At 60.9% G+C, this 25,252-nt stretch carries 24 protein-coding genes; 12 read left to right on the forward strand and 12 right to left on the reverse strand.

The features are described 5' to 3' along the window. Positions 1–27 precede the first annotated feature (27 nt). A complete protein-coding gene (gene flgE / locus ACGSLL_RS15105) occupies positions 28–1,356 on the forward strand; it encodes a flagellar hook protein FlgE (protein ID WP_394506899.1) in 1,329 nt (442 codons plus the stop codon). A gap of 1,030 nt (positions 1,357–2,386) precedes the next feature. Here the strand turns inward: flgE and ACGSLL_RS15110 are convergent. Next, on the reverse strand, positions 2,387–5,281 hold the full coding sequence (locus ACGSLL_RS15110) for a ribonucleoside-diphosphate reductase subunit alpha (protein WP_093099251.1): 2,895 nt from the start codon (positions 5,279–5,281) through the stop codon (positions 2,387–2,389). A gap of 854 nt (positions 5,282–6,135) precedes the next feature. Here ACGSLL_RS15110 and ACGSLL_RS15115 point away from each other — a divergent pair. Both ACGSLL_RS15115 and ACGSLL_RS15120 read left to right on the forward strand, forming a co-directional pair. Further along, entirely contained in the window at positions 6,136–6,858 is a 723-nt protein-coding gene (locus ACGSLL_RS15115; RefSeq protein WP_394506900.1) for a response regulator, read from the forward strand. Then, positions 6,855–8,465: an ATP-binding protein gene (locus ACGSLL_RS15120; RefSeq protein WP_394506901.1), complete on the forward strand. Its 1,611-nt coding sequence runs from the start codon at positions 6,855–6,857 to the stop codon at positions 8,463–8,465. The genes ACGSLL_RS15115 and ACGSLL_RS15120 overlap by 4 nt, the downstream gene beginning before the upstream one ends. Positions 8,466–8,581: 116 nt before the next feature. Here the strand turns inward: ACGSLL_RS15120 and ACGSLL_RS15125 are convergent, their stop codons facing one another. Then, entirely contained in the window at positions 8,582–9,307 is a 726-nt protein-coding gene (locus tag ACGSLL_RS15125; RefSeq protein ID WP_394506902.1) for a 4'-phosphopantetheinyl transferase family protein, read from the reverse strand. A 155-nt stretch (positions 9,308–9,462) separates the two neighbouring features. Further along, the gene (locus ACGSLL_RS15130; protein ID WP_394506903.1) at positions 9,463–10,254 is read right to left on the reverse strand and encodes a dienelactone hydrolase family protein; all 792 of its coding nucleotides are present in this window, start codon (positions 10,252–10,254) and stop codon (positions 9,463–9,465) included. 142 nt (positions 10,255–10,396) lie between these two features. Between ACGSLL_RS15130 and ACGSLL_RS15135 the strand changes: the two genes are divergently transcribed. From ACGSLL_RS15135 to ACGSLL_RS15145, 3 genes are all read left to right on the forward strand, one after another. Beyond that, entirely contained in the window at positions 10,397–11,002 is a 606-nt protein-coding gene (locus tag ACGSLL_RS15135) for a hypothetical protein (RefSeq protein WP_394506904.1), read from the forward strand. Positions 11,003–11,149: 147 nt separating this feature from the next. Continuing rightward, complete coding sequence (locus ACGSLL_RS15140; protein ID WP_093099267.1) at positions 11,150–11,827, forward strand: response regulator transcription factor; 678 nt, start codon at positions 11,150–11,152, stop codon at positions 11,825–11,827. Further along, positions 11,824–13,170, forward strand: coding sequence for an ATP-binding protein (locus ACGSLL_RS15145; RefSeq protein ID WP_394506905.1), 1,347 nt, complete (start codon positions 11,824–11,826; stop codon positions 13,168–13,170). Before ACGSLL_RS15140 ends, ACGSLL_RS15145 begins: the two co-directional genes overlap by 4 nt. Before the next feature lie 72 nt (positions 13,171–13,242). Here the strand turns inward: ACGSLL_RS15145 and ACGSLL_RS15150 are convergent, their stop codons facing one another. After that, positions 13,243–14,241, reverse strand: a complete 999-nt coding sequence (locus tag ACGSLL_RS15150; protein WP_394506906.1) for an AraC family transcriptional regulator — start codon at positions 14,239–14,241, stop codon at positions 13,243–13,245. A 346-nt stretch (positions 14,242–14,587) separates the two neighbouring features. Here ACGSLL_RS15150 and ACGSLL_RS15155 point away from each other — a divergent pair, with 346 nt between their 5' ends. Both ACGSLL_RS15155 and ACGSLL_RS15160 read left to right on the forward strand, forming a co-directional pair. Next, positions 14,588–15,922 (forward strand): dicarboxylate/amino acid:cation symporter, encoded by a 1,335-nt coding sequence (locus ACGSLL_RS15155; protein WP_332769193.1) that lies wholly within the window; start codon positions 14,588–14,590, stop codon positions 15,920–15,922. A 145-nt stretch (positions 15,923–16,067) separates the two neighbouring features. Beyond that, the gene (locus tag ACGSLL_RS15160) at positions 16,068–17,249 is read left to right on the forward strand and encodes a CaiB/BaiF CoA transferase family protein (RefSeq protein ID WP_394506907.1); all 1,182 of its coding nucleotides are present in this window, start codon (positions 16,068–16,070) and stop codon (positions 17,247–17,249) included. A 118-nt stretch (positions 17,250–17,367) separates the two neighbouring features. Here the strand turns inward: ACGSLL_RS15160 and ACGSLL_RS15165 are convergent, their stop codons facing one another. Together ACGSLL_RS15165 and ACGSLL_RS15170 are read right to left on the reverse strand one after the other, a co-directional pair. Further along, positions 17,368–17,862, reverse strand: coding sequence for a SprT family zinc-dependent metalloprotease (locus ACGSLL_RS15165; RefSeq protein WP_090285334.1), 495 nt, complete (start codon positions 17,860–17,862; stop codon positions 17,368–17,370). Between the two features lie 130 nt (positions 17,863–17,992). Further along, positions 17,993–18,595 carry a Yip1 family protein gene (locus ACGSLL_RS15170; RefSeq protein WP_090285332.1) on the reverse strand — a complete coding sequence of 201 codons (603 nt, stop codon included), beginning with the start codon at positions 18,593–18,595 and terminating at the stop codon, positions 17,993–17,995. A 286-nt stretch (positions 18,596–18,881) separates the two neighbouring features. On the opposite strand from ACGSLL_RS15170, the gene ttcA reads away from it, so the two are divergent. Beyond that, complete coding sequence (gene ttcA / locus ACGSLL_RS15175) at positions 18,882–19,706, forward strand: tRNA 2-thiocytidine(32) synthetase TtcA (RefSeq protein WP_090285330.1); 825 nt, start codon at positions 18,882–18,884, stop codon at positions 19,704–19,706. 134 nt (positions 19,707–19,840) lie between these two features. After that, on the forward strand, positions 19,841–20,515 hold the full coding sequence (locus ACGSLL_RS15180; RefSeq protein WP_394506908.1) for a DNA-3-methyladenine glycosylase I: 675 nt from the start codon (positions 19,841–19,843) through the stop codon (positions 20,513–20,515). Between the two features lie 130 nt (positions 20,516–20,645). Here ACGSLL_RS15180 and ACGSLL_RS15185 read toward each other — a convergent pair whose 3' ends face one another. From ACGSLL_RS15185 to arsC, 3 genes are read right to left on the reverse strand one after another with little or no spacing between them, the layout of a single operon-like run. Further along, positions 20,646–21,071, reverse strand: a complete 426-nt coding sequence (locus ACGSLL_RS15185; RefSeq protein WP_394506909.1) for a DUF2069 domain-containing protein — start codon at positions 21,069–21,071, stop codon at positions 20,646–20,648. Position 21,072: 1 nt separating this feature from the next. Next, positions 21,073–21,669, reverse strand: a complete 597-nt coding sequence (gene wrbA, locus ACGSLL_RS15190) for an NAD(P)H:quinone oxidoreductase (protein WP_090285324.1) — start codon at positions 21,667–21,669, stop codon at positions 21,073–21,075. Further along, positions 21,666–22,019 (reverse strand): arsenate reductase (glutaredoxin), encoded by a 354-nt coding sequence (arsC, locus tag ACGSLL_RS15195; RefSeq protein WP_394506910.1) that lies wholly within the window; start codon positions 22,017–22,019, stop codon positions 21,666–21,668. Before arsC ends, wrbA begins: the two co-directional genes overlap by 4 nt. Positions 22,020–22,132: 113 nt before the next feature. Between arsC and ACGSLL_RS15200 the strand changes: the two genes are divergently transcribed. Further along, complete coding sequence (locus ACGSLL_RS15200) at positions 22,133–22,600, forward strand: TlpA disulfide reductase family protein (RefSeq protein ID WP_394506911.1); 468 nt, start codon at positions 22,133–22,135, stop codon at positions 22,598–22,600. A gap of 236 nt (positions 22,601–22,836) precedes the next feature. Here ACGSLL_RS15200 and ACGSLL_RS15205 read toward each other — a convergent pair whose 3' ends face one another. Next, positions 22,837–23,241, reverse strand: a complete 405-nt coding sequence (locus ACGSLL_RS15205) for an META domain-containing protein (protein WP_090285318.1) — start codon at positions 23,239–23,241, stop codon at positions 22,837–22,839. Next, the gene (locus tag ACGSLL_RS15210; RefSeq protein ID WP_394506912.1) at positions 23,241–23,675 is read right to left on the reverse strand and encodes a hypothetical protein; all 435 of its coding nucleotides are present in this window, start codon (positions 23,673–23,675) and stop codon (positions 23,241–23,243) included. Before ACGSLL_RS15210 ends, ACGSLL_RS15205 begins: the two co-directional genes overlap by 1 nt. A gap of 133 nt (positions 23,676–23,808) precedes the next feature. On the opposite strand from ACGSLL_RS15210, the gene ACGSLL_RS15215 reads away from it, so the two are divergent. Then, a complete protein-coding gene (locus tag ACGSLL_RS15215; protein ID WP_394506913.1) occupies positions 23,809–24,249 on the forward strand; it encodes a hypothetical protein in 441 nt (146 codons plus the stop codon). A 9-nt stretch (positions 24,250–24,258) separates the two neighbouring features. Here the strand turns inward: ACGSLL_RS15215 and ACGSLL_RS15220 are convergent, their stop codons facing one another. Then, positions 24,259–25,248 carry a 2-hydroxyacid dehydrogenase gene (locus ACGSLL_RS15220; protein WP_394506914.1) on the reverse strand — a complete coding sequence of 330 codons (990 nt, stop codon included), beginning with the start codon at positions 25,246–25,248 and terminating at the stop codon, positions 24,259–24,261. Between the last annotated feature and the right edge of the window lie 4 nt (positions 25,249–25,252).

A 25,252-nucleotide genomic window follows, 5' to 3' on the forward strand; every position in this document is an offset into this window, starting at 1 on the left:
GACTAACCCGGCATAAAGGAGTGGAATATGTCTTTCAATATCGGCCTTAGCGGTCTCTATGCAGCCAACAAGCAACTGGACGTGACCGGCAACAACATCGCCAACGTTGCCACCGCCGGTTTCAAATCCTCGCGCGCAGAATTCGAAGACGTGTACTCGGCGACTCGCCTGGGCAGCGGCAGCAAGGTGATCGGCAACGGCGTGCGCCTGGCCAACGTTTCGCAGCAGTTCACCCAGGGTGACATCAACAACACCGGCAACGTGTTGGACATGGGCATCAACGGTTCGGGTTTCTTCACCATGAACAACAGCGGTTCGGTGTCGTATACCCGTGCCGGTACGTTCAAGGTGGATAACGCCGGTTACATCACCAACACCGACTACACCTCGCGTCTGCAGGGTTACGGTGTGGATGCCAACGGCAAGATCATCAACGGCGTGTTGACCGATCTGAAGATCGACACTTCGAACCTGGCGCCGAAGTCGACGTCGGCAGTGACTTCGAGCATCAACCTGAACTCCACCGCTACGGTGATCGACGACACGGTACCTGCGGGCAAATTCGACCCGGCCAATACCGCGACCTACACCAAGTCGTTCAGCACGCCGATCTATGACAGCCAAGGCAACCAGCACACCATGGATCAGTACATGGTGAAAACCGGTGCCAACACCTGGAAGGTCTACACCCTGGTGGACGGTCGTAACCCGGATGCAACCGGCAGCGATCCGAAAGTCACCGCGCCTGTGGCCTCGACCCTGTCCTTTGACGCCACCGGCAAGCTGACCCAGGTCAGCACACCGAATCCGGCGGGTGGCGCGCCCATCATCAGCAGCGACCTGAAACTCACTGGCTGGGTGCCGGGTACCGTCACCAACGGTACTTTTACGCCTAACGGCGCCGCGGCAAACCCGGCTGGCGTGACCATCTCGATGGCCAAGACCACCCAATACAACGCTGATACCTCGCGTACGATCCCGACTCAGGATGGTTACGCCACTGGCCAGATCACCAACCTGACGATCGACGGTACCGGTACGCTGTTCGCCAACTTCAGCAACAACCAGAGCAAGGCGATTGGTCAGGTTGCACTGGCCAGCTTCACCAACGAGCAGGGCTTGCAGGCGATCGGTGGTACCAGCTGGAAAGAGACTTTTGCTTCGGGTATCCCGGGGTACGATGCGCCGGAAACCGGTACGTTGGGTTCCGTGGTGTCCAACTCGCTGGAAGAGTCGAACGTTAACCTGACCAATGAGCTGGTTGATCTGATCAAGGGTCAGAGCAACTATCAGGCGAACGCCAAGACCATTTCGACTCAGAGCACGATTATGCAGACCATTATTCAGATGACCTGATTGGGGTTTGTGATGGTTTTGGGCCCCTCGTTTTGAGGGGCTTTTTTTTTGGCCGTGGCGGCCTGTGGGCCGACCAGGCTCTGGTTGGATTTGTTTGCATATCCGTTGCTTCGGGGGCTGCGGCTGGCGGTTTCGCCCTTACGGCGAGTCCCTTTTTCAGACGCCAAAAAGGAACCAAAAGGCTTTGCTCCTGCGTTCGGCCCTCGCAGGCTCGGGTTCCTTCGCTCCGGGATCGATCCGGGCGCAGCGGCTACGGTTTGCTTCGCTGCACCTCCTTGCGCTGTGTCTGGCTGCGCCAGACGGTCGCTGCGCTCCCACGCCCGGATCGATCCCTACGCTCAGCCTTCCGATGTCGCTGGTTAGGCAAGATCAAGAGCACTCGAGCTGGCGCTCATTGTTGAGTGGTTAGAAGCGTCGCATGGCTTTGGGATTTGTGGTGGATTCGCCCCTCACCCCAGCCCTCTCCCGAGGGAGAGGGAGCCGATTTTCGTGCTTTTCAAATTGTGCATTCAACTCGATATCCCAGGTCAGCGTATCTCCCACATCCACCTCGGTCAGTCCCCTCTCCCTCCGGGAGAGGGCTAGGGTGAGGGGCTTTTGATTTTGCCTTTGATCCGGCTCTTGATCTGGCTTTTGATTTTTTGCCCCTTCGGAAGGCTGAGTGAAGGGATCGATCCGGGTGTGGGAGCGTAGTGACCGTACGACGAAGTCGTACACAGCGGAAGTAGGTGCAGCGAAGCAAACCGTAGCCGCTGCGCCCGGAGCGATTCCGTAACGAAGGAACCCCGAGCCCCAGCGAGGGGCCGAACGCCGGGGCAAAGCCTTTTGCTTACTTTTCGGCGTCTGGAAAAGTCAGTCGCTGTAAGAGCGAAACCGCCAGCGGCAGCCCCCGCAGCAACGGATATGCCGCCAATCTTCCAATCTCCAATCCCCACCCCCCAAAAAAGAAAACCCCCGACAAACCAGAAGTCTGTCGGGGGCTTTCTATTGGGAAGTCTCAGGCGTCTCACAACGCCCGAGTCAGCTCAGCTTATTGGCAAGCTTCGCAATCCGGCTCGTCAATCGCGCAAGCCTTTGGCACGGGTGCCGGACCGGCCGGAGCGGCCAGGACCGAATCATCACCATGGTTGCCGCCGCTGGAAACAGCATTCAGCTTGCCGGTGTTGATGGTCGACTTCTCGGTGCTGGTCGCGGCCAGGGCACGGAGGTAGTAGGTGGTTTTCAGACCACGGTACCAAGCCATGCGGTAGGTCACGTCGAGCTTCTTGCCCGAGGCGCCGGCGATGTACAGGTTCAGCGACTGGGCCTGGTCGATCCACTTCTGACGACGGCTGGCGGCGTCAACGATCCACTTGGTGTCCACTTCGAACGCGGTCGCGTAGAGCTCTTTGAGTTCTTGCGGGATGCGTTCGATCTGCTGAACCGAACCGTCGTAGTACTTCAGGTCGTTGATCATGACCGAATCCCACAGGCCGCGCGCTTTCAGGTCGCGAACCAGGTACGGGTTGATCACGGTGAATTCGCCCGACAGGTTCGATTTCACATACAGGTTCTGGTAGGTCGGTTCGATCGACTGCGATACGCCAGTGATGTTGGCGATGGTCGCGGTCGGGGCGATGGCCATGATGTTCGAGTTACGAATGCCTTTCTGCACACGGGCGCGAACCGGTGCCCAGTCGAGGCTTTCGTTCAGGTCGACATCGATGTACTTTTGGCCGCGCTGTTCGATCAGGATCTGTTGCGAATCCAGCGGCAGGATGCCTTTGGACCACAGCGAACCGTTGAACGTCTCGTAGGCGCCGCGCTCATCGGCCAGGTCGCAGGAGGCCTGGATCGCGTAGTAGCTGACCGCTTCCATCGACTTGTCGGCGAACTCGACAGCAGCGTCGGAGCCGTAAGGGATGTGCTGCAGGTACAAGGCGTCCTGGAAGCCCATGATGCCCAGACCGACCGGACGGTGGCGGAAGTTGGAGTTCTTCGCTTGCGGCACCGAGTAGTAGTTGATGTCGATCACGTTATCGAGCATGCGCACGGCGGTGTTGACGGTGCGCTGCAGCTTGGCGGTATCGAGCTTGCCGTCGACGATGTGGTTCGGCAGGTTGATCGAGCCCAGGTTGCAAACGGCGATCTCGTCCTTGTTGGTGTTCAAGGTGATCTCGGTGCACAGGTTCGAGCTATGGACCACGCCGACGTGCTGCTGCGGGCTGCGCAGGTTGCACGGGTCTTTGAAGGTCAGCCATGGGTGGCCGGTTTCAAACAGCATGGACAGCATCTTGCGCCACAGGTCTTTGGCCTGGATGGTCTTGAACAGCTTGACCTTGCCCGGGTATTCGGTCAGCGCTTCGTAGTACTCGTAACGCTCTTCGAAAGCTTTACCGGTCAGGTCGTGCAGGTCCGGAACTTCGGATGGCGAGAACAGGGTCCACTTGCCGTCATCGAAGACACGCTTCATGAACAGGTCAGGGATCCAGTTGGCGGTGTTCATGTCGTGGGTACGACGACGATCGTCACCGGTGTTCTTGCGCAGCTCGATGAACTCTTCGATGTCCATGTGCCAGGTTTCCAGGTAGGCACACACAGCGCCTTTGCGCTTGCCACCCTGGTTCACGGCCACTGCCGTGTCGTTGACGACCTTGAGGAACGGCACGACGCCTTGCGATTTGCCGTTGGTGCCCTTGATGTACGAGCCCAGCGCACGCACCGGGGTCCAGTCGTTGCCCAGGCCACCGGCGAATTTCGACAGCATGGCGTTGTCGTGGATCGCGTGATAGATGCCCGACAGGTCATCCGGCACGGTGGTCAGGTAGCAGCTCGACAGCTGAGGACGCAGGGTACCGGCGTTGAACAGGGTCGGGGTCGAAGCCATGTAGTCGAACGAGGACAGCAGGTTGTAGAACTCGATCGCACGGTCTTCTTTCTGCTTTTCTTCGATTGCCAGGCCCATGGCCACGCGCATGAAGAAGATCTGCGGCAGTTCGAAACGCACGCCATCCTTGTGGATGAAGTAACGGTCGTACAGGGTTTGCAGGCCCAGGTAGGTGAATTGCTGATCGCGCTCGTGGTTGATCGCCTTGCCCAGTTTTTCCAGGTCGAAGGAGGCCAGCACAGGGTTCAGCAGTTCGAACTCGATACCTTTGGCGATGTAAGCCGGCAGTGCCTTGGCGTACAGGTCGGCCATCTCGTGGTGAGTGGCGCTTTCGGCGACACCGAGGAAACCCAGGCCTTCGGCACGCAGGGTGTCCATCAGCAGGCGGGCGGTGACGAACGAGTAGTTCGGCTCACGCTCGACCAGGGTGCGCGCGGTCATGACCAGTGCTGTGTTGACGTCGGTCAGGGCCACGCCGTCGTAGAGGTTTTTCAGGGTTTCGCGCTGGATCAGGTCGCCGTCGACTTCTTCCAGGCCTTCGCAGGCTTCGGTGACGATGGTGTTCAGGCGGCCCATGTCCAGCGGCGCCAGGCTACCGTCGGTGCGGGTGATGCGGATCGACGGGTGTGCGTTGACGGCGGCTTCGGCCGGCGCGTGGGCAGCGCGTTCTTTCGAACGACCGTCGCGGTAGATCACGTAGTCGCGGGCCACTTTCTGCTCGCCGGCACGCATCAGGGCCAGTTCGACCTGGTCCTGGATTTCTTCGATGTGGATGGTGCCGCCCGATGGCATGCGACGCTTGAAGGTTGCGGTGACCTGTTCGGTCAGGCGGGCCACGGTGTCATGGATTCGCGACGAAGCGGCAGCGGTGCCGCCCTCAACTGCGAGAAACGCTTTGGTGATAGCGACGGTGATCTTGTCATCGGTGTAAGGAACGACAGTGCCATTACGCTTGATCACGCGCAGCTGGCCAGGCGCGGTAGCTGCCAGATCCGAAGTCGAATCGGCGGCCTGCGGCAAGGTGCCCTGCGGGTTCTCGCGAGTTGTGTCGGTTTGCATGGGGGGTGGTCTCCACATTCTCTATGTTTGTTTGGCACCGTCATGGTGCTCACCGTTCTGTACCGAAGCACTGCAACCGACTTGCGTCGGCAATTACCACTTCGGAACAGACGAAAAAGGCTGCAACGCCGCGTCCCTGCCGAAGTTCTGGTTGCGGGACAATGCCCAAAACCGGATTCCTTCCCGGGTGACAGTAATGACTGCAACACCCATACCGTTTTGTCCGCCTGGAACTAAAAAAACGGTGCCATCCGCAAGCGCGGTTTGGGCTTCGAAAAACTTGCTTCGTTCAACCCGAAACTCGCAATAAAGCGCTTGAGTTTCAGGTCTGAAATGTGGTTGGGCGCTTTAGGCAAAAACCCTACATGTAGGGTCTCTGTTTTCGCCGTGCTACAAGATAATGCGTTTTGAGGGGGCTTGCAACGTACGGGCTGTGGATAAGCCTGTGCGTAAATTGTGTAAGAAACAGGGAAAACGCGTGTAGGCCGCGGACCCGCTGAGCCAGACCGTTTGTCACTGTTTTTTTACCCGGAAAAAACGCTTCAGCGGTTTTTTAAGGGCGCGAACCCTACCACAATTTTTCGCCTGGTCCGAACGCATTTACCGACTTGTTTTCCGGGTGGTCGGCGTTTATACAAGCGCTGGGTGCGCAGGCGTTCTTATCCTCCTCGAACATGACAAAAAGACGGGAGGATGGCGAAAATCCTGTGTGAGCCTGCTCGCGATAGCGTCTTTCCGGTCAGCATCTTCATTGGCTGATCAACCGCTATCGCGAGCAGGCTCGCTCCCACAGGGGGCCGGGTTATTCAGTGATACCTTCTTATATCAATAACAACAGCCAGCAGAGGTCACCGGTGGAGCAACAAACCTTTCAGGTATTGATCGTCGAGGATGACCAGCGTCTGGCCGAGCTGACGCGTGACTACCTGCAAGCCAATGGATTGCGCGTGGATATCGAAGGCAATGGCGCGCTGGCGGCGGCACGGATCATCAAGGAACAGCCGGATCTGGTGATTCTTGACCTGATGCTGCCCGGTGAAGACGGTCTGAGCATCTGTCGCAAGGTGCGCAGTCAGTACGACGGGCCGATTCTGATGCTCACCGCGCGCACCGACGACGCCGATCAGATTCAGGGGCTGGACCTTGGCGCCGACGATTACGTGTGCAAGCCGGTGCGCCCGCGCTTGTTGCTGGCGCGGATCCAGGCCTTGCTGCGACGCAGTGACAGCGCGGAGCCCGCCGCGGAAAAATCCCGCCGTCTGCAATTCGGGCCGTTGGTGGTCGACAACGCCTTGCGCGAAGCCTGGCTGAATGACATCGGCATCGAGCTGACCAGCGCTGAATTCGACCTGCTCTGGCTGTTGGTCGCCAATGCCGGGCGCATCCTGTCCCGCGAAGAAATCTTCACCGCACTGCGCGGCATCGGCTACGACGGCCAGGACCGCTCGATCGATGTGCGCATTTCGCGGATCCGCCCAAAAATCGGCGACGACCCCGACCATCCGCGCTTGATCAAAACCATCCGCAGCAAAGGCTATCTGTTCGTCCCCGAAGCCTGCGTAGACCTTGCGTTGTGAACTCGATCTTCCTGCGCATCTACGGCGGCATGTGCGCAGCGCTGATTCTGGTCGCTGTGCTGGGTGTGCTGGCGCTGCACCTGCTCAATCAGGTGCGCAGCGAGCAATACCGTGAACGCCTGGCCCACGGCACATTTTCGCTGATGGCCGACAATCTGCAGCCGATGAACGAAACCGAGCGCCATCGCGCACTGCTGGTGTGGGAGCGTTTGCTCGGCATCCCGCTGGCGCTGAAGAAATTTACCGAAACTGACCTCGATCTGACCCAGCGCACCCGAGTGCAGCGCGGGCAGGCCTTGGTCGAGCAGACCGGACCGCATGCGGCCAGGGTCTATCGACTGGTCAGCGACAAGGAGCAGTTGGTGCTCACCGGTGAGGTGCAGCAGATCAGTGAGCAACTGGCCCGGGCGACGATTTATCTGTTGGCCGATGAGCTGGTGCGCGTGCCGGTCGCCGAGCAGCCGAAACGCCTGGCGCAGATAAAGGAAGAGAAGGGCTTTGGATTCGACCTGCGTCTGGTTACGGCAAACGACGCTGACATGGACGAGGACCAGAGCCGCCGCGTTTCGGAGGGCGACACGGTGATGGCGCTGGGCAAGGGCGGCGACTCGATCCGCGTATTCGCCGGCATGGTCGGCACGCCGTGGGTGCTGGAAATCGGCCCGCTGTATCAAATGAACCCGTACCCGCCGGAATGGCTGGTGCTGATCGCCGCGCTGGGCCTGACCCTGATCGGGCTGATCGTTTATTTGCTGGTGCGCCAGCTCGAGCGACGCTTGCGTGGTCTTGAAGCCGCAGCCACGCGCATCGCCAAGGGTAGCCTCGAAACCCGGGTGCCGGCGCGCGGTGCCGACTCGGTCGGGCGGCTGGCCGCGGCGTTCAATGGCATGGCCGAGCATCTGCAGCAGTTGCTGGCGATCCAGCGCGAACTGGTGCGCGCGGTGTCCCACGAATTGCGCACGCCGGTGGCGCGTTTGCGCTTCGGTCTGGAGATGATCGGCTCGGCGACCACGCCGCAAGCCCTGGAAAAGTACCGCGAGGGCATGGACCACGACATCGAGGACCTCGATAAGCTGGTCGATGAAATGCTCACCTATGCGCGTCTGGAGCAGGGTTCGCCGGCATTGACCTTCCAGCGCGTCGACCTCGACGCCTTGGTCAATCAAGTGATCGCAGAGCTGGCGCCCCTGCGCGCCGAAGTCACTGTGCAGCGCGGTTTGTGCCTGTCCGCCGCGGATAATGACGATGCCTGGGTTGAGGCCGAGCCGCGTTATCTGCACCGGGCATTGCAGAATCTGGTGAGCAACGCCATGCGCCATGCGCGCGGCAACGTGACGGTGAGTTATCAGGTCGGGCAATTACGCTGCCGGGTCGATGTCGAGGATGACGGCCCGGGTGTGCCGGAAGTGGCCTGGGAGCGAATCTTCACGCCGTTCCTGCGCCTTGATGACAGCCGTACGCGGGCGTCGGGCGGGCATGGTCTGGGGTTGTCGATCGTGCGGCGGATCATTCACTGGCACGATGGTCGAGCGATCATCGGCAAGAGCAAGAGCCTGGGTGGGGCGTGTTTCAGTTTGAGCTGGCCGAGGAATCAGGAGCGGCGGTAGGTTGTGTGGTGGCCTTGATGCCGCCTTCGCGAGCAGGCTCGCTCCCACAGGGGATTGCATTTCAAATGTGGGAGCGAGCCTGCTCGCGAAGGGGTCGTGCCAGGCAATGCACATCTTCAGGCCTGAATGCTCACCAGGCTCAACACCTGTTCATCCCGAACCGCAAACTGCGCCTCCAGCTCCGTGCCGTTGCGCCATTCGCTGGACAAATCAGTCAACAACCGCAGCCTGACCTGACCCGCCTCAGTCCATTCCAGCACTTCGGCATGCTCGAAGTAAAAGCGCTGCTGCACGATCGGGTACAGCGCCTTGAACAGACTTTCCTTCACCGAAAACGTCAGCGTCACCCATAGCGCCCGCAGATCCTGCGAGCCGGCGGCCATGCGCTGCATTTCCGCCGGCGTGAGAATTTCCCCGGCCAGACGTTCGGCGCGGTCATCGCTCAGCAGATTTTCCAGGTCCATGCCCAGGCCGCGCCAGTGCTGGCGGTTGGCGACGATCGCGGCAGCGCGACCGCTGCTGTGGGTAATGGAGCCACAGATATGCGCAGGCCATACCGGTGCGCGATCTTCGCCAATGGCCGGAACCGCGCCGTCGCCTTGCAGTTGTTGCAACGCTGCCCGGGCGCAAATCCGCCCGGCGAGAAATTCGGCCTGACGCTTGGCCACCGAGCGCTGAATGCTCGGCGGCGCCACGATCGCGCTGCGCTGATAATCATCAGCCAGCAATTGGGCCGGATCGAATTGCGTGCTGATCAGCACAGTGTCGGGCAACACGATCGGCAACGGCCAATGGCTGTCGAGCGCGGTGCAGCAGGCGGGGAGGGCGGGGGTGAAATTCATGGCGGGCATTTTGCCGGTTAGTCGAGGCAAGGTCGAGAACGGCGGTGCCGCTTTCGCGAGCAGGCTCGCTCCCACACCGCGCACAGAGCGTGGGAACGATCATCCCTGTGGGAGCGAGCCTGCTCGCGAAGGGCCGCGCCTCGGTCATTGCCGGGTCAGCTGAAGATTTTCATGAAAAACGCCTGCATGTCCGCCCAGGATTTTTCGTCCGCTGCCTTGTTGTAACCAATATCCGGGCCGCCATGCTCGCCATGGCTCAGGCGATCCGCATCGGGATTGCTGAAACCATGCTTGGCGCCATCAAGACTGACAAATTTGTAGTCGGCCCCAGCCTTGTCCATTTCCGCCTTGAACGCGGTGACGTTGTCGGCGGTGACCATGCTGTCCAGCGCGCCGTGCTCGACCAGAATCTTCGCTTTGACGCTGCCGGGCGTTGCCGGCGTCTTGGTGGCCAGCGCGCCATGGAAACTCACCACGCCCGCCAGCGGCACACCTTGACGCGCCGCGTTCAACACCACGGCACCGCCGAAGCAGTAACCGATCGCGGCGATTTTATCTGCGTCGGTCTGCGCTTGTTTCTTCAGCAGGTTCAGCCCCGCCTCGAAGCGCTTGCTGGCCGCGGCCGCATCCTGGGTCGCCGCCTGCATGAACGCCATCGCGTCTTTCGGGTGTTCGGTGTTTTTGCCGTCGCCGTACATATCGATCGCCATCGCGCTGTAGCCCAGTGCGGCGAGATCACGCGCACGGCGCTTGGCGTAATCGTTCAGCCCCCACCATTCGTGAACCACGACGACCCCGGGGCGCTTGCCTTTGATGGCGTCGTCATAGGCGTAGTAACCGATCAGTTTTGTACCGTCGGCGCTCTGGTAAGGGATTTCTTCGGTCTTGATCGCCGCCTGGGTGAGGCTGCTGATGGCAAGCAGGGTGAGGGCAAGGAACAAGCGCATGATCGGTCTCCTTCGCGAAAGTGGTCAGAACAGCCTAGTCGATTTGATTCAGGTCAGGTTCAGAGACGGTTCAGGGCCGGTACAGGGGCCGCTCAGTAATCTTGCGCCATACCCCAACAGCACTGTGCAAGAGGAACTACCCATGACTCGTTTGAACAAACTGTTGCTGGCTTTGAGCGTCATGAGCGCCAGTATCGCGGCCCAGGCCGACACGTCTTCGAACTTCGCCGGCCTGACCTTCGGCCAGACCAGCGACAAGATCGACAAGTCCCGCGCACTGAACAACAACCTCGACCACCCGAACGCCACCGGTGCCATTGACGGCAACAACACCTACGGCGTGCGCCTCGGTCAGCAAAACAGCCAAGGCCGCTACTACGCCACCTACGACAACGTGTCGGGCTCGCACAATGGCATTAAACTGCGCCAGGAAAACCTGTTGGGCAGCTACGATCTGTTCTACCCGGTGGGTGGCAGCACCAAATTGTTCGGCGGTGCCACCGCGGGCTTGACCAAGCTGACCCAGGATTCGCCAGGCTACAGCCGCGACAGCGATATCGGTTACGCCGTCGGCGGTCAGTTCGGTGTGTTGCAGCAAGTCTCGCAGAACACCTCGGTCGAACTCGGTTACCGTTACCTGCGCAGCAACGCCAGCACCGAGATGAAAGAGAGCGGCGGCAGCAAGCAGGGCTCGCTGGACTTGACCAGCAGCGCGCAGACTTATCTGTCGGCCAACTATTATTTCTAAAGCGTTGTCGCGGATTCATGTGGGAGCGAGCCTGCTCGCGAAGGCGATTCGTCAGTCAACCTATGGGTTGGCTTACCCACCGCTTTCGCGAGCAGGCTCGCTCCCACAGGTGTGCTACTGGAGTGTCTGAGTGATCTGGAGAGTGTTATGAAACTGTTGGTCGTCGAAGATGAAGCGCTGTTGCGCCATCACCTGCAAACCCGCCTCACCGAGAGCGGTCATGTGGTCGAGTCCGTGGCCAATGCCGAGGAGGCGCTGTACCAGACCGGACAGTTCAACTTCGACCTGGCGGTGATCGACCTTGGTTTGCCGGGCATGGGCGGGCTCGACCTGATCCGCCAGTTGCGCTCGGGCGGCAAGAGCTTCCCGATCCTCATCCTCACGGCGCGCGGCAACTGGCAGGACAAGGTCGAAGGCCTCGCCGCCGGCGCTGATGATTACGTGGTCAAACCGTTTCAGTTCGAAGAACTCGACGCACGCCTGAATGCCTTGCTGCGTCGCTCCAGTGGTTTCACCCAGTCGACCATTGTCGCCGGGCCGCTGCTGCTCGACCTCAATCGCAAGCAGGCCAGCCTCGACGAACAGCCGCTTGCGCTGACCGCCTACGAATACCGCATTCTCGAATACCTGATGCGCCACCACCAGCAGGTGGTACCCAAGGATCGCCTGATGGAACAGCTCTACCCGGACGACGACGAGCGTGATCCGAACGTTATCGAAGTGCTGGTCGGCCGTCTGCGCCGCAAACTCGAAGGCCCGGCAGGGTTCAAGCCGATCGACACCGTGCGCGGCCTCGGCTACCTGTTCAATGAGCGCTGCACTTGATCCGTTCCCTTCGCGTTCGTTTGATGCTCGCCGCCACCACGTTGGCGGTGTTATTCATGCTCGCCTTGCTCCCGGCGATGCAGGGCGCGTTCAGCCTGGCCTTGCAGGATTCGATCGAGCAACGCCTGGCCTCGGACGTGACCACGCTGATTTCCGCCGCGCGCGTCGAAAACGGTCGGCTGGTGATGCCGACGCAGCTGCCGGACGAGCGTTTCAACCTCACGGACTTCCGCTTGCTTGGCTACATCTACGACCGCGAAGGGCGTCTGGTCTGGCGTTCGAAGGCCACTCAGGAAGAACAGATCAACTACAAACCGCGCTATGACGGGCTCGGCAATGAGTTCGCGCGGATTCGCGAAAGCAACGGGCAGGAATTCTTCGTCTATGACGTTGAAGTGAAATTGCTCGGCGGCAAAAGCGCCGCGTTCAGCATCGTCGCCCTGCAACCGGTGCGCGAATACGAAACCACCCTCGAAGGCCTGCGCGAAAATCTCTATCTGGGCTTTGGCGCAGCACTCCTGGTGTTGCTGGCGCTGTTGTGGATCGGCCTGACCTGGGGCCTCAAGGCCTTGCGCCGCCTCAGCCAGGAACTCGACGAAATCGAGGGCGGCACCCGCGAAAGCCTGACCGAAAAGCATCCACGCGAACTGTTGCGCCTGACCGGCTCGCTCAACCGCTTGCTGCTCAGCGAGCGTCAGCAGCGCAGCCGCTACCGCGACTCGCTCGACGATCTGGCCCACAGCCTGAAAACCCCGCTGGCGGTATTGCAAGGGGTCAGCGAAGACATGGCCCAGCGCCCGCAAGAGCGCGATCAGGCGTGGGTGCTGCAAAGCCAGATCGAACGCATGAGCCAGCAGATCAGCTATCAACTGCAACGGGCGAGCCTGCGCAAAAGCGGTCTGGTACGCCATCAGGTCAAGCTGCGACCGGTGCTCAAAAGCCTGTGCGACACGCTGGACAAGGTCTATCGCGACAAGCAGGTGCGCGTGATTTTCGATCTGCCCGAGCACTGCTACGTGCCGATCGAACACGGCGCTTTGCTGGAAATGCTCGGTAATTTACTGGAAAACGCCTATCGCCTGTGCCTGGGCGAAGTGCGCATCAGCGTGCGCGAGTCGCTGGCCGGGGTTGAGCTGTGCGTCGAAGACGACGGCCCCGGTGTCCCGCCGGATCAGCGCGCACGCATTCTCGAACGCGGTGAGCGTCTGGATGCGCAACATCCGGGGCAGGGCATCGGGCTGGCGGTGGTCAAGGACATCATCGAAAGCTACAACGCCCGGCTGGCACTGGGCGACTCGCCGATGGGCGGAGCGGCGTTCAGGATTCACTTTCCGGCGGTGTGAATGGCGCTTGCCCTCACCCTGACCCTCTCCCAGAGGGAGAGGGCTAGGGTGAGGGGCCTTTGATCTTGCTTCCTATAACTCGCGCGCCCGATAAGCCCCCGGTGTCAGCCCCGTCCACTTCTTGAACGCGCGGTGAAACGCCGACGGCTCAGAGAACCCCAACTGCTCGGCAATCTGCTGCAACGACAGATCCGCGCGTCCCAGGTGATAGATGGCGATATCCCGCCGCAGTTGATCCTTGAGCTCCTGAAAACTCGTGCCTTCCTCACGCAAGTGCCGGCGCAAGGTCTGTGGGCTGATGTGCAGGTGCGCGGCCACCGCTTCCAGGTCCGGCCAATTGTTGCTGTCGCGGCTGAGCAAGCGGCGCAGGCGACTGCTCAGGCTGTCGCCATCGTCCGGGCGTGAGAGCAGGTCCGCCGGTGAGCGTTCGAGGAAATGCTTGAGCGTGCGCTCGTCCTGCAACAACGGCATCGACAGGTAGCGGCTGTGAAACAACAGGCTACTGTGCTCGGCGGCGAAGCTCAGCGGGCAGGGGAACAGCAAGTCATATTCAGCGCCATGGTCGGGGCGCGGGTAACTGAAGGTCGCCTGTTCGAGGCGAATCCGCTGGCCGATCAGCCAGCTGCCGAGGCGATGCCAGATCACCAGCAGGCTTTCAGTGAGGAAGTGATCGGGGTCCCACAACCGCGAATCGTCGAGGCTCAAACGCACCCATTCATCTTCGCGGCTGAGGGTCAGGCGTGGCGCGCCGGCGAACAGGCTGTAAAACAGCAGGCCGCGCTGCAGCGCCTTCTCCAGGTTGCGGCAGTGGATCGAGGCGTGGCACATCATGGCGAAACTGCCGGGCTTGCTCGGTGCGTTGCCGAATCCGAGATATTCGTCGTCCAGCGCCAGCCACAAACCCTGGATCAAACGGGCAAATTGTTCCGGTGCGAGGCGCGCACGTGGCTCTTCAAGCAGTTCCGGGCTGATCCCCAATTGCTCGAGCAGGCCTGAATAATCAAAGCCCTGGCGACGCGCGCCACCGAGGGCGGCACGGGCGAAATGACTGGCGATGGTGCGTTCACGCATGAGCGGCAGATCCTGTTCAGGCGACCGATGGTAGCGGCGAGCCCAATGCGCAACAAGGCGGATTTCCGCCAAATTGCAGGACGAGGGCGGGCCAGTTGGCGGAAATCCGCCATGCGCAGGTCTCCGCCCGGTGACACAAAAACGTGGTTGAGCCCTGATATCAAAAGGCTGGCTGCCCATCGCACCAATCTGGCACGGCGTTTGCGATACAAGCGACAGAAGCGTGCATTTATCCCGTAGGAAAACGCCGCTCCAACAACAAATCCCTCCAGTGCAGGAGGGTTCGCAATTAAGGCTTCGCGGCCAACAGATGGATGTTGTCGCGGGACGCTTGAGGAAACCTGCAATGACGACTCGTCAGCCACTGTATAAATCCCTGTATTTCCAGGTGATCGTTGCCATCGCCATCGGCATCCTGCTCGGTCACTTCTACCCACAGACCGGTGTGGCGCTCAAGCCGCTGGGTGACGGGTTCATCAAGCTGATCAAAATGGTCATCGCCCCGATCATCTTCTGTACCGTTGTCAGCGGCATCGCCGGCATGCAGAACATGAAATCGGTGGGCAAGACCGGCGGCTACGCGCTGCTGTACTTCGAAATCGTTTCGACCATTGCCCTGCTGATCGGTCTGGTCGTGGTCAACGTCGTGCAACCGGGCGCCGGCATGCACATCGACGTCACCACCCTCGACGCCTCGAAAATCGCCACCTACGTGACGGCCAGTAAAGACCAGAGCATCGTCGGCTTCCTCCTCAATGTGATCCCGAACACCATCGTCGGCGCCTTCGCCACCGGTGACATCCTGCAAGTGCTGATGTTCTCGGTGATCTTCGGCTACGCCCTGCATCGCCTGGGTTCGTACGGTCGTCCGCTGCTGGACATGATCGATCGCTTCGCCCACGTGATGTTCAACATCATCAACATGATCATGAAACTGGCGCCGCTGGGTGCCTTCGGTGCGATGGCCTTCACCATTGGTGCCTACGGTGTCGGCTCGCTGGTGCAACTGGGCCAGTTGATGATCTGCTTCTACATCACCTGCGTGCTGTTCGTGGTCGTGGTGCTGGGTGCGATCTGCCGCGCTCACGGTTTCAGCGTGTTCAAGCTGGTGCGTTACATCCGTGAAGAGCTGTTGATCGTCCTGGGCACGTCCTCGTCGGAATCGGCGCTGCCACGCATGCTGATCAAGATGGAGCGTCTGGGCGCGAAGAAATCGGTTGTCGGTCTGGTAATCCCGACCGGTTACTCGTTCAACCTCGACGGTACGTCGATCTACCTGACCATGGCTGCTGTGTTTATTGCTCAGGCGACCGACACGCACATGGACATCACCCATCAGATCACCTTGCTGCTGGTACTGCTGCTGTCCTCCAAAGGCGCAGCCGGTGTGACCGGTTCGGGCTTCATCGTGCTGGCCGCCACCCTGTCGGCGGTCGGTCACCTGCCGGTGGCCGGTCTGGCGCTGATCCTTGGCATCGACCGCTTCATGTCTGAAGCCCGCGCGCTGACCAACCTGGTCGGTAACGCCGTAGCGACCATCGTGGTTGCCAAATGGGTCAAGGAGCTGGACACCGACCAACTGCAAGCCGAACTGGCTTCCGGCGGTCGCGGTATCGCCGATACCCGTCCTGAAGACGACCTGGGTGTGGCTGAAGGCGCAACCCCAAGCAGTGTGAAGTAAGCATTGCTTGTCTGGAAAAACCCGCTTCGGCGGGTTTTTTCATGCCTGCGTTTTGAGCGCAACGGTCATACCCGCTGACATTTTCGGTGATTGCCGCAGGGCTGATCGCTGCCTAGGCTGAATGCATCGCCCAAGGAGTTCGCCCATGTCCGCACCGCTGGCCTCACTGAAGGTTCTCGATTTCTCGACGCTGCTGCCGGGGCCGTTCGCCTCGTTGCTCCTGGCGGACATGGGCGCCGAGGTGCTGCGCATCGAATCACCAACGCGCCTGGATCTGCTGCGCGTGTTGCCGCCGCACGACGGCGGCGTGTCGGCCAGCCACGCCTACCTGAACCGCAACAAGCGCAGTCTGGCGCTGGACCTGAAACAACCGGCCGCGCTGGAAATCATCCGCGAGTTACTGAACGAGTACGACATCATCCTCGAACAGTTCCGGCCCGGTGTGATGGAACGTCTGGGCCTGGGTTACGAAGCGCTGAAAGCGCTCAATCCGCGATTGATCTACGTCTCGATCAGCGGTTATGGCCAGACCGGGCCCTATAAGGACCGCGCCGGCCACGACATCAATTATCTGGCCCTGGCGGGGCTGGCCAGTTACACCGGCCGCGCCGACAGCGGACCGCTGCCGCTGGGCATGCAAGTGGCGGACATTGCCGGTGGCTCGCTGCACGGGGTGATCGGCCTGCTCGCCGCAGTCGTCGCTCGCCAGCAAACCGGGCAGGGCACGCATGTCGATGTGAGCATGACCGACTGCGCGTTCAGCCTGAACGCCATGGCCGGCGCCGGTTATCTGGCTTGCGGCAACGAACCGGGGCACGAAGACCAGATGCTCAATGGCGGCAGCTTTTACGACTATTACCGCACGCGGGACGGGCGCTGGATGTCGGTCGGCAGTCTGGAACCGGCGTTCATGCAGGCCTTGTGTGCAGCGTTGGGCCGACCGGAGCTGGCGGTGCAGGGGCTGTCAGCCAAACCTGAGCAACAGCAGGCGCTGAAGGAGGCGTTGCGGGTTGAGTTTGAAAAGCATGATTTTGCGCAGTTGTGCGAGTTGTTCGCCGGCGTCGATGCGTGTGTCGAGCCGGTGTTGAGCCTCAGTGAAGCCGTGGGTCATCCGCAGATGCAGGCTCGCGGACTGGTGGCGCAAGTACCGCGCGCGGAGGGTACGGCGCAGGCGCAGATGGCCTGTCCGTTGAAGTTTTCCGAGGCGTTGCCGGCGCCGCGACATGTCGGGGCGGCGCTGGGGCAGCATACGGATGAGGTGTTGGGGGAGTTGGGGTTTGGTGCTGAGCGGATTGAAGGGCTGCGTTCCGCCAAAGTGATTCTGTAGTCTTTGTGCCGGCCCCTTTCGCGAGCAGGCTCGCTCCCACAATGGATCTGCGATGTTCACAAATCTCTGTGGGAGCGAGCCTGCTCGCGAAGGGGCCAGTCGATACACCGCAAAACTGTCATTCCACCCGCATCTCACCACTGAACACCAGCGTCGTGCGGCAACGCCGGCAGAAATACCGTCGCCCCTGTCGCACCAGGCTATGGCGCTGCGCGGTAAACGGGAAATCACTCTCGGGACACGGGCATTTGTAGATGTAGCGGGTCACGCTGCGGCGTTTGACTTCGTAGGTGTGGCAGCGATCCGGCGGCAGTTCGTAAACGCCGCGCATGATCAATTGCCATTCCTCGCCATGGGGCTGGATACGGTCGCCGAACAATTGATGGGCGATCAGGTGCGCGACTTCGTGGGCCACGGTCTGCTTGAGGAAGTGCTCGGTGTTTTCCCGATACAGCTGCGGATTGAAGCGCAGCTTGTTTTCGTGCAGGTGCGCGACACCGGCTTTCTGCCCGCGCAGCTTGAGGCTGACGACGGGGCGTTTGAAGGAACGTTTGAAAAAGGATTCAGCGAGTTGGTAACAATCTTCGACGCGGGTATTGAGTTGCTCGGGCATGCTTGATGGATCTCCAGAGACGCCGAGTATGCCGCAACCCCGGGCGCTTGCGAATCGCCGAGCTGCCGAATGGTCATCGCGCAAATGACAAGGCCGCCTTGCGGCGGCCCCTCTCAGCAGGCGGATATCGTCAGTTGGTGTACACCGGCCCCACTCCCAGGCCCCAGACGATCACGGTAAACGCCATGATCGCCACCAGCACCACCAGGCCTACCGCCAGCACCGAGCTGGAGAACAGGAAGCCTTCGTCCGGAGGAATGTTCATGAACGTCGGCAAACCCACATACAGCAGATACACCGTGTAGCAGATGGCCGCCGTACCGACGATCATCCCCAGCCACATGTGCGGATACAGCGCCGCCAGCCCGCCGACAAACAACGGCGTCGCGGTATAGGTGGCGAAGGCCACGCAACGGGCCAGACTGGGGTTGGCATCATAGGTACGCGCCATCCAATGGACAAAGGCGCCCATCACCGCAACGCCACCGAGCATCGCCAGGTACGACATGATCGTCATCCACAGCGCACTTTCAAACGTGAGCATCACCGGCGCGCGGTTGCCGATCACCCAGCCGACCTGCGTTGTACCGATAAACGCCGAGACGGCGGGGATCGCCGCCAGTATCAGCGTATGGGTGAGGTACATGTGGCTGATGCTTTCCTCTTGGTCGCCACGGATTTCCTTCCATTCCTGATCAGGGTGGGTAAACAGTCCCACTACGTGATGGATCATGCCATTCACTCCTCTTGATATTGCCATCGCCCCCCAACGGAGCGCCTACGGGCCAGGCGGCCGAGCAAATACAGGTCTTCAGACGTATGCGACCTTATGTCGCAGTATAGAAAGGACTGAACCGCACCGGTATCAGGGGCTTAGAGCAAATCGCGCTGTAAACCGGACGGATAATCGCCTTGGGGTCTGTGCGTGGTGCCCTTTGGCGGCCGACAACGCGTCCCCACAGCGGCGGGGTTTTTGCGTAAAATGCCGGCCTTTCGTCACACCTCACGGATTTCGCGTCATGGGCACTCTTACGGTCAACCAGAACAAACTGCAAAAGCGCCTGCGCCGCCTGGCCGGCGAAGCGGTCGCCGATTTCAACATGATCGAAGACGGCGACAAGGTCATGGTCTGCCTGTCCGGGGGCAAGGACAGCTACACCATGCTCGACGTGCTGCTGCACCTGCAGAAGGTTGCACCGATCAAGTTCGAGATCGTCGCGGTGAACATGGACCAGAAGCAGCCGGGCTTTCCCGAACACGTGCTGCCGGCCTACCTGAAAGAGCTGGGCGTCGAGTACCACATCGTCGAGAAAGACACCTACTCGGTGGTCAAGGAACTGATTCCCGAAGGCAAGACCACCTGCTCGCTGTGCTCACGCCTGCGTCGCGGCACGCTGTACACCTTTGCCGATGAAATCGGCGCGACGAAAATGGCCCTCGGTCACCACCGCGACGACATCGTCGAGACGTTCTTCCTCAACATGTTCTTCAACGGCAGCCTCAAGGCCATGCCGCCGAAGCTGCGCGCCGATGACGGGCGCAACGTGGTGATCCGTCCGCTGGCGTACTGCAACGAGAAGGACATACAGGCCTACTCGGACCTCAAGCAATTCCCGATCATCCCGTGCAACCTGTGCGGTTCGCAGGAAAACCTGCAGCGTCAGGTGGTCAAGGAAATGCTTCAGGACTGGGAACGCAAGACCCCGGGCCGCACCGAGAGTATTTTCCGCAGCCTGCAGAACGTGATCCCGTCGCAACTGGCCGACCGCAACCTGTTCGACTTCACCAGCCTGAAGATCGACGAAACCGCGGCGTCGCGCTTCGTCAACGTCGTCAATCTGTAACCCGATCCAAATGTGGGAGCGAGCCTGCTCGCGAAAGCGTTGTGTCATTCAGCACATGCGTTGAATGATCCGACGCCTTCGCGAGCAGGCTCGCTCCCACAGGGATCTATTTGTTTCATTCGATAGGAGAGGGCATGCGCGATTACAAGTGGCTGCACGAATACTGTCTGAACCGTTTCGGTTCGGCGGCTGCACTGGAAGCCCATCTGCCTGTTCCGAAAACCCCTGCACAACTGCGCAAGATCAGCGATGACCGCTACCTCTCGACCATGGCGCTGCGGGTGTTTCGCGCCGGCCTCAAGCACAGTCTGGTCGACGCGAAATGGCCAGCCTTCGAAGAAGTGTTCTTCAGGTTCGATCCGGAAAAAGTCGTGCTGATGAGCGCCGAGCACCTTGAGCGCCTGATGCAGGACGCACGGATCATCCGCCACCTCGGCAAGCTGAAAAGCGTGCCGCGCAATGCGCAGTTCATTCTTGATGTCGAGCAGGACAAGGGTAGCTTCGGTGCGCTGATTGCCGACTGGTCGGTGACCGATATCGTCGGCCTGTGGACCTACTTGAAAAAGCACGGCCATCAATTGGGCGGGCTGTCGGCGCCGCGTTTTTTGCGTATGGTCGGCAAGGACACTTTTGTGCCGAGCTATGACGTCGTCGCAGCCTTGAATGCGCAGAAGATTGTCGACAAGGCGCCGACCAGCCTGCGCGATCTGGCGACCGTGCAGAACGCGTTCAATCAGTGGCACGAACAGAGCGGCGGGCGGCCAATGAGCCAGATTTCGATGATGCTGGCCTACACCGTCAATCATTGAGCCAATCTGATCGTTCCCACGCTCCGCGTGGGAATGGGAATGCCGCCCGGGACGCTCCGCGTCCCTGAGACGCAGAGCGTCTCTGGATGCATTCCCCTGTGGGAGCGAGCCTGCTCGCGAAAGCGGTTTTTCAGGCGACGCTGATTTCGCCTTCGCCCGCCCGCTTGCGATCAAGCTGATAACGCCAGCGCACATACAGCAGCGCCGAGCAGAACAGCGCCAGGCTCGCGGCCATTTCCAGCACACCGAACCACTGTCGGTTCGGGTCATACGCCGCCAGTGCGCCTTTGATGAAATACAGATTCACCACAAAACACGTCCACGAATGTCCACGGGCGCTGCCCATGATCATCGCCGGTGCGAGCACCAGCCACGGGATCAGTTCGACCAGCAGGATCACCCACGGTCGCGCGCCATGCAGGTCGGCGAACCACAGGTAATACGCCGTGAGCAGGCCGGCGAGGGCGAAAAAGCTCAGCAGGCTGAGCGCCCGCATCGCCTTCACTCGCGGCTCAAGCCAGGCGACCGAGGGCAGGATCTTCGGCTTCTTTGCCATCTCAGCCCACCAGTTTCTGCGCGGTTTTCGCCAGGCGCAGGCCGAGGGCGCGGCACAGCGCCACTTCATGCTGATCGAGACCGCTCTTGCCGTCGGCGCCGGCATGATGGCTGGCGCCGTAAGGCGTACCGCCGCCCTCGGTTTCCAGCAGCGCCGATTCGCTGTACGGCAGGCCGGTGATCAGCATGCCGTGGTGCAACAGCGGCAGCATCATCGACAGCAGGGTGGTTTCCTGGCCGCCGTGCAGGCTGGCGGTGGAGGTGAACACACCGGCCGGTTTGCCCACCAGCGCGCCGGTCAGCCAGAGATTGCTGGTGCCGTCGAGAAAGTATTTCAGCGGGGCGGCCATGTTGCCGAATCGTGTTGGGCTGCCCAGTGCCAGACCGGCGCAGTTTTTCAGATCATCGAGCGTCGCGTAGAGCGCGCCTTCTGCGGGGATGTCCGGGGCGACGGCTTCGCACTCGGTGGAAATCGCCGGCACCGTGCGCAGTCGCGCTTCCAGTCCGGCCTGCTCGACACCGCGGGCGATTTGCCGGGCCATTTCGTTGGTCGAGCCGCTGCGGCTGTAATACAGGACCAGAATGTACGGCGCGCTCACGGCAGCAACTCCAGAATGTTTTCCGGCGGGCGGCCGATGACTGCTTTGTCGCCGACTTCAAGGATCGGTCGTTCCATCAGTTTCGGATGCGCAGCGATGGCGTCGATCAATTGCGCTTCGCTGAGGCTTTCGTCCGCGAGCTGAAGCATTTTGTATTCATCTTCCCCGCTGCGCAGCAACTGCCGCGCGCCAATCCCGAGCTTGCCGAGCAGCGCCTTGATTTGCGCAGCATTCAGCGGGGTTTCGAGGTAACGCACCACGGTTGGCGTCAGGCCGCGGGCTTCGAGCAGTTCCAGTGCGCCGCGGGATTTCGAGCAGCGCGGATTGTGATAAAGCGTCAGATCGGTCATGGCGGGTCGCTTCTGGCGTAAAGTGGCGGCTATTCTAACTGTGCAGCGCGCAATCCAGAACCGTCAGAGGCGATGGGTCGCAGGCGCCTTCGAATTTTCTCAAGGAACACGACATGACACGGCGATTGGCAGCGGCATTGACGGTAATCGGGGCGTTGATGCTGGGGGGCTGCGGCAATGACTACGGGATCGACCAGAACGGCCAGAAGGTCGCGTCCGAGCGTCTCGACAAACACTGGGTGGTGCTCAACTACTGGGCCGAATGGTGCGGCCCGTGCCGCACGGAGATTCCGGAACTCAATCATCTGGCTGACCAACTCAAGAGCAAGAACGTCGGTGTGTTCGGCGTCAACTTCGACAACGTGCAAGGCGCGGAACTGAAAGAGGCCAGCGAGAAACTCGGCATCAAGTTCACCGTGCTGGCGCAGGATCCGGCGGAGCTGTTCGAATTGCCGCGCAGCGAGGCGTTGCCGGTGACTTACCTCATCGACGACAAGGGCAAGGTGCGGGAGCAGTTGCTGGGTGAGCAGACGGCGGCGGGGGTGATGGCGAAGCTTGAGGCGTTGCAGGCGACGAAGTAAGCCGCCAGAAGCCCCTCACCCCAGCCCTCTCCCTGAGGGAGAGGGGGCCGACCGAGGTGTCTTTCGTCATACGTCGACCTGAGACACCGAGTTGATTATGGACCCGTCATACAGGATCCAGTCGATTATGGATTCGGCGAAGAATTTCCATGTCGACGTAACTCTTCAATATCTCCCAATCAGTCCCCTCTCCCTCTGGGAGAGGGCTAGGGTGAGGGGCTTGGCGATTCAAGCGATCAACCCTCTTCCAGCCACCAGCGCAACGGCTTGCCTTCGGCCGGCCAGAACCGCATCTGCTCGATCGGCGAGATGTCCCAGCGCTCGACCTTTTCCAGCGCCTGCAAAAACCGTTGTTCCTGCTCCATCAACGCCGGGGCGCAGAGTTTGCGGGTCTTGCCGATCTTGCCAAACGACAGCTTGTCACCCTCCAGCGTGTACGGCGCGAACCAATGGTTGCAGCCGCCGTTGCCATAGGCGCGACCATCGTCGCCGAGGGTCACGGTCAGATGGCTGTAATCCATCAACGGCCGCTCGCCGATCCATTCCAGAATGTAGCTGCGGTTGTGTTGCAGTTGCACCGGCTCGGCGGCGCAACCCGCCAGACCAACACCGACCAGAGCGGCCAGGGCGAAGCGTTTCATCACGCGGGCTCCTGGCATTTCGGGCACAGGTGCTTGTCGCCCACGGCTTTCCAGCCCAGCTCGGCGATGCGCGCGGTGGCGGCCGGTTTTTCAGCGGCGTTGCCGAGTTTGGCATCGACCGCGAATTCGAAGCTCAGCTCTTTGCCGCAGCTGTCGCAGTTGACCTGCCAGGTGTGGATCGCCAGTTCGCCGAACAGCGGGCCGGTGGTCATCGCGGTCCATTGGCCCGGCGGGTTGATCAGGTGGCGGACGGTATCGACGGTCAGGCGCATGGACAAATCCTTGCTGCCTTTGAGGGTCACCAGCAGGACATCACCGATGCGGATCGAGCCACCGTTGCCGGTGACCTGATAGCGGCCCGGTACGAGGGCGCGGCATTCGGTGAGGGTGTGTTGCGGGTTCATCAGGGTGTAGCGGAAATCGTGTTCGACCATGGGTCCTCCAAATATGCGCGACATGCTAGCACGGCCCCGATTGCAGAATGATGCGCGCGTGCGACCTTCGATCCGGTTCAAATTCGCCAGCACTCATGGCAAACTGCCGGCCCCGAATCTGAAGGAACGGAACATGGCGCTGATCGAATGTTATGAATGCAAGCGGAGCATCAGTTCCGAAGCGCTGGTGTGCATTCATTGTGGGGCGCCGATGGCTGAACACGCCGCCATGCAGGCGAAACCGGCATCCAGCTCAACGATTTCCTTCGGCAGCCTGCCACGCAACAAGGCGGTGCCTGAAGTGTCGATTGCGCCGACGCCCGAGCCGTTACCCAAGGTGATGCCGGCAGCAACCGGGCGGCGCCGCCGTCAGGAAGCCGCGCAACAGGCGCAACAACCGCTCAATCCCGACGGCAGCCGCCCGGTGGAAGGTTGGCTGAAGATTATGGTGTTTCTGCTGCCGATGGTGTTTGTCTGGTTTCTGCTGCGCAATGGTCATTCGGCGAAACAGCGGCTGTTCGGTTTCGGCTGGCTGGCCTTGCTGATCCTGGCGTCTTCGCTGTCGCCGAAGTAACGTCTCGGCTCAACCCTCGACCTGGTTCTGCGGCGCGCCGGCCGCCCAGCTCGCGATGTTGTGCAGCGTTGTCGAGGCAATCGCGCCGAGTGCCTCGCGCGTCAGAAAGGCTTGGTGCGCGGTGACGATCACGTTGGGAAAAGTCAGCAAGCGTGCCAGCACATCGTCCTGCAAGGGCAGGTCCGAGCGGTCCTCGAAAAACAGCTGCGCCTCTTCTTCATACACATCCAGCCCCAGATAACCGAGTTGGCCGTCCTTCAGCGCGTCGATCAGCGCCGGTGTGTCGACCAGACCGCCGCGCCCGGTATTGATCAGCATGGCGCCGGGCTGCATGTGCGCCAGCGAATCACGGTTGATCAGGTGCTTGCTCTGCTCATTGAGCGGGCAATGCAGGCTGATGATCCGCGACTGCGCGAGCAGTTCCGGCAAGCTCAGATAACGCGCGCCCAAAGCGAGTACGTCGGGATTCGGATACGGGTCGTAAGCGAGCAGTTCACAGCCGAAGCCGTGCATGATTTTCGCAAAGGTCGCGCCGATCTGCCCGGTGCCGACAATCCCTACGGTTTTGCCAACCAGATCGAAACCGGTCAGGCCATGCAGGCTGAAATCGCCTTCGCGGGTGCGGTTATAGGCGCGGTGCAAGCGTCGGTTGAGGGCGAGGATCAGCGCCACCGCATGCTCGGCCACCGCATGCGGCGAATACGCCGGCACTCGCACCACGGCCAGTCCGAGGCGTTTGGCGGCGATCAGGTCGACATGGTTGTACCCCGCCGAACGCAAGGCAATCAGGCGGGTGCCGCCGGCGGCCAGACGTTCCAGCACCGCCGCGCTGAGGTCGTCATTGATGAATGCGCAAACCACCTCATGCGCATCGGCCAATGCCACCGTGTCGAGGCTCAGCCGCGCCGGTTGAAAGTGCAGCTCGATGCCTGCCGGGCAGTCGGCGCCGAGGAAACTGTCGCGATCGTAGGTCTGGCTGCTGAAAACGATGGTGCGCATGCAA

This window comes from Pseudomonas retamae, assembly GCF_043496865.1.
GTDB classification, from domain to species: domain Bacteria; phylum Pseudomonadota; class Gammaproteobacteria; order Pseudomonadales; family Pseudomonadaceae; genus Aquipseudomonas; species Aquipseudomonas retamae.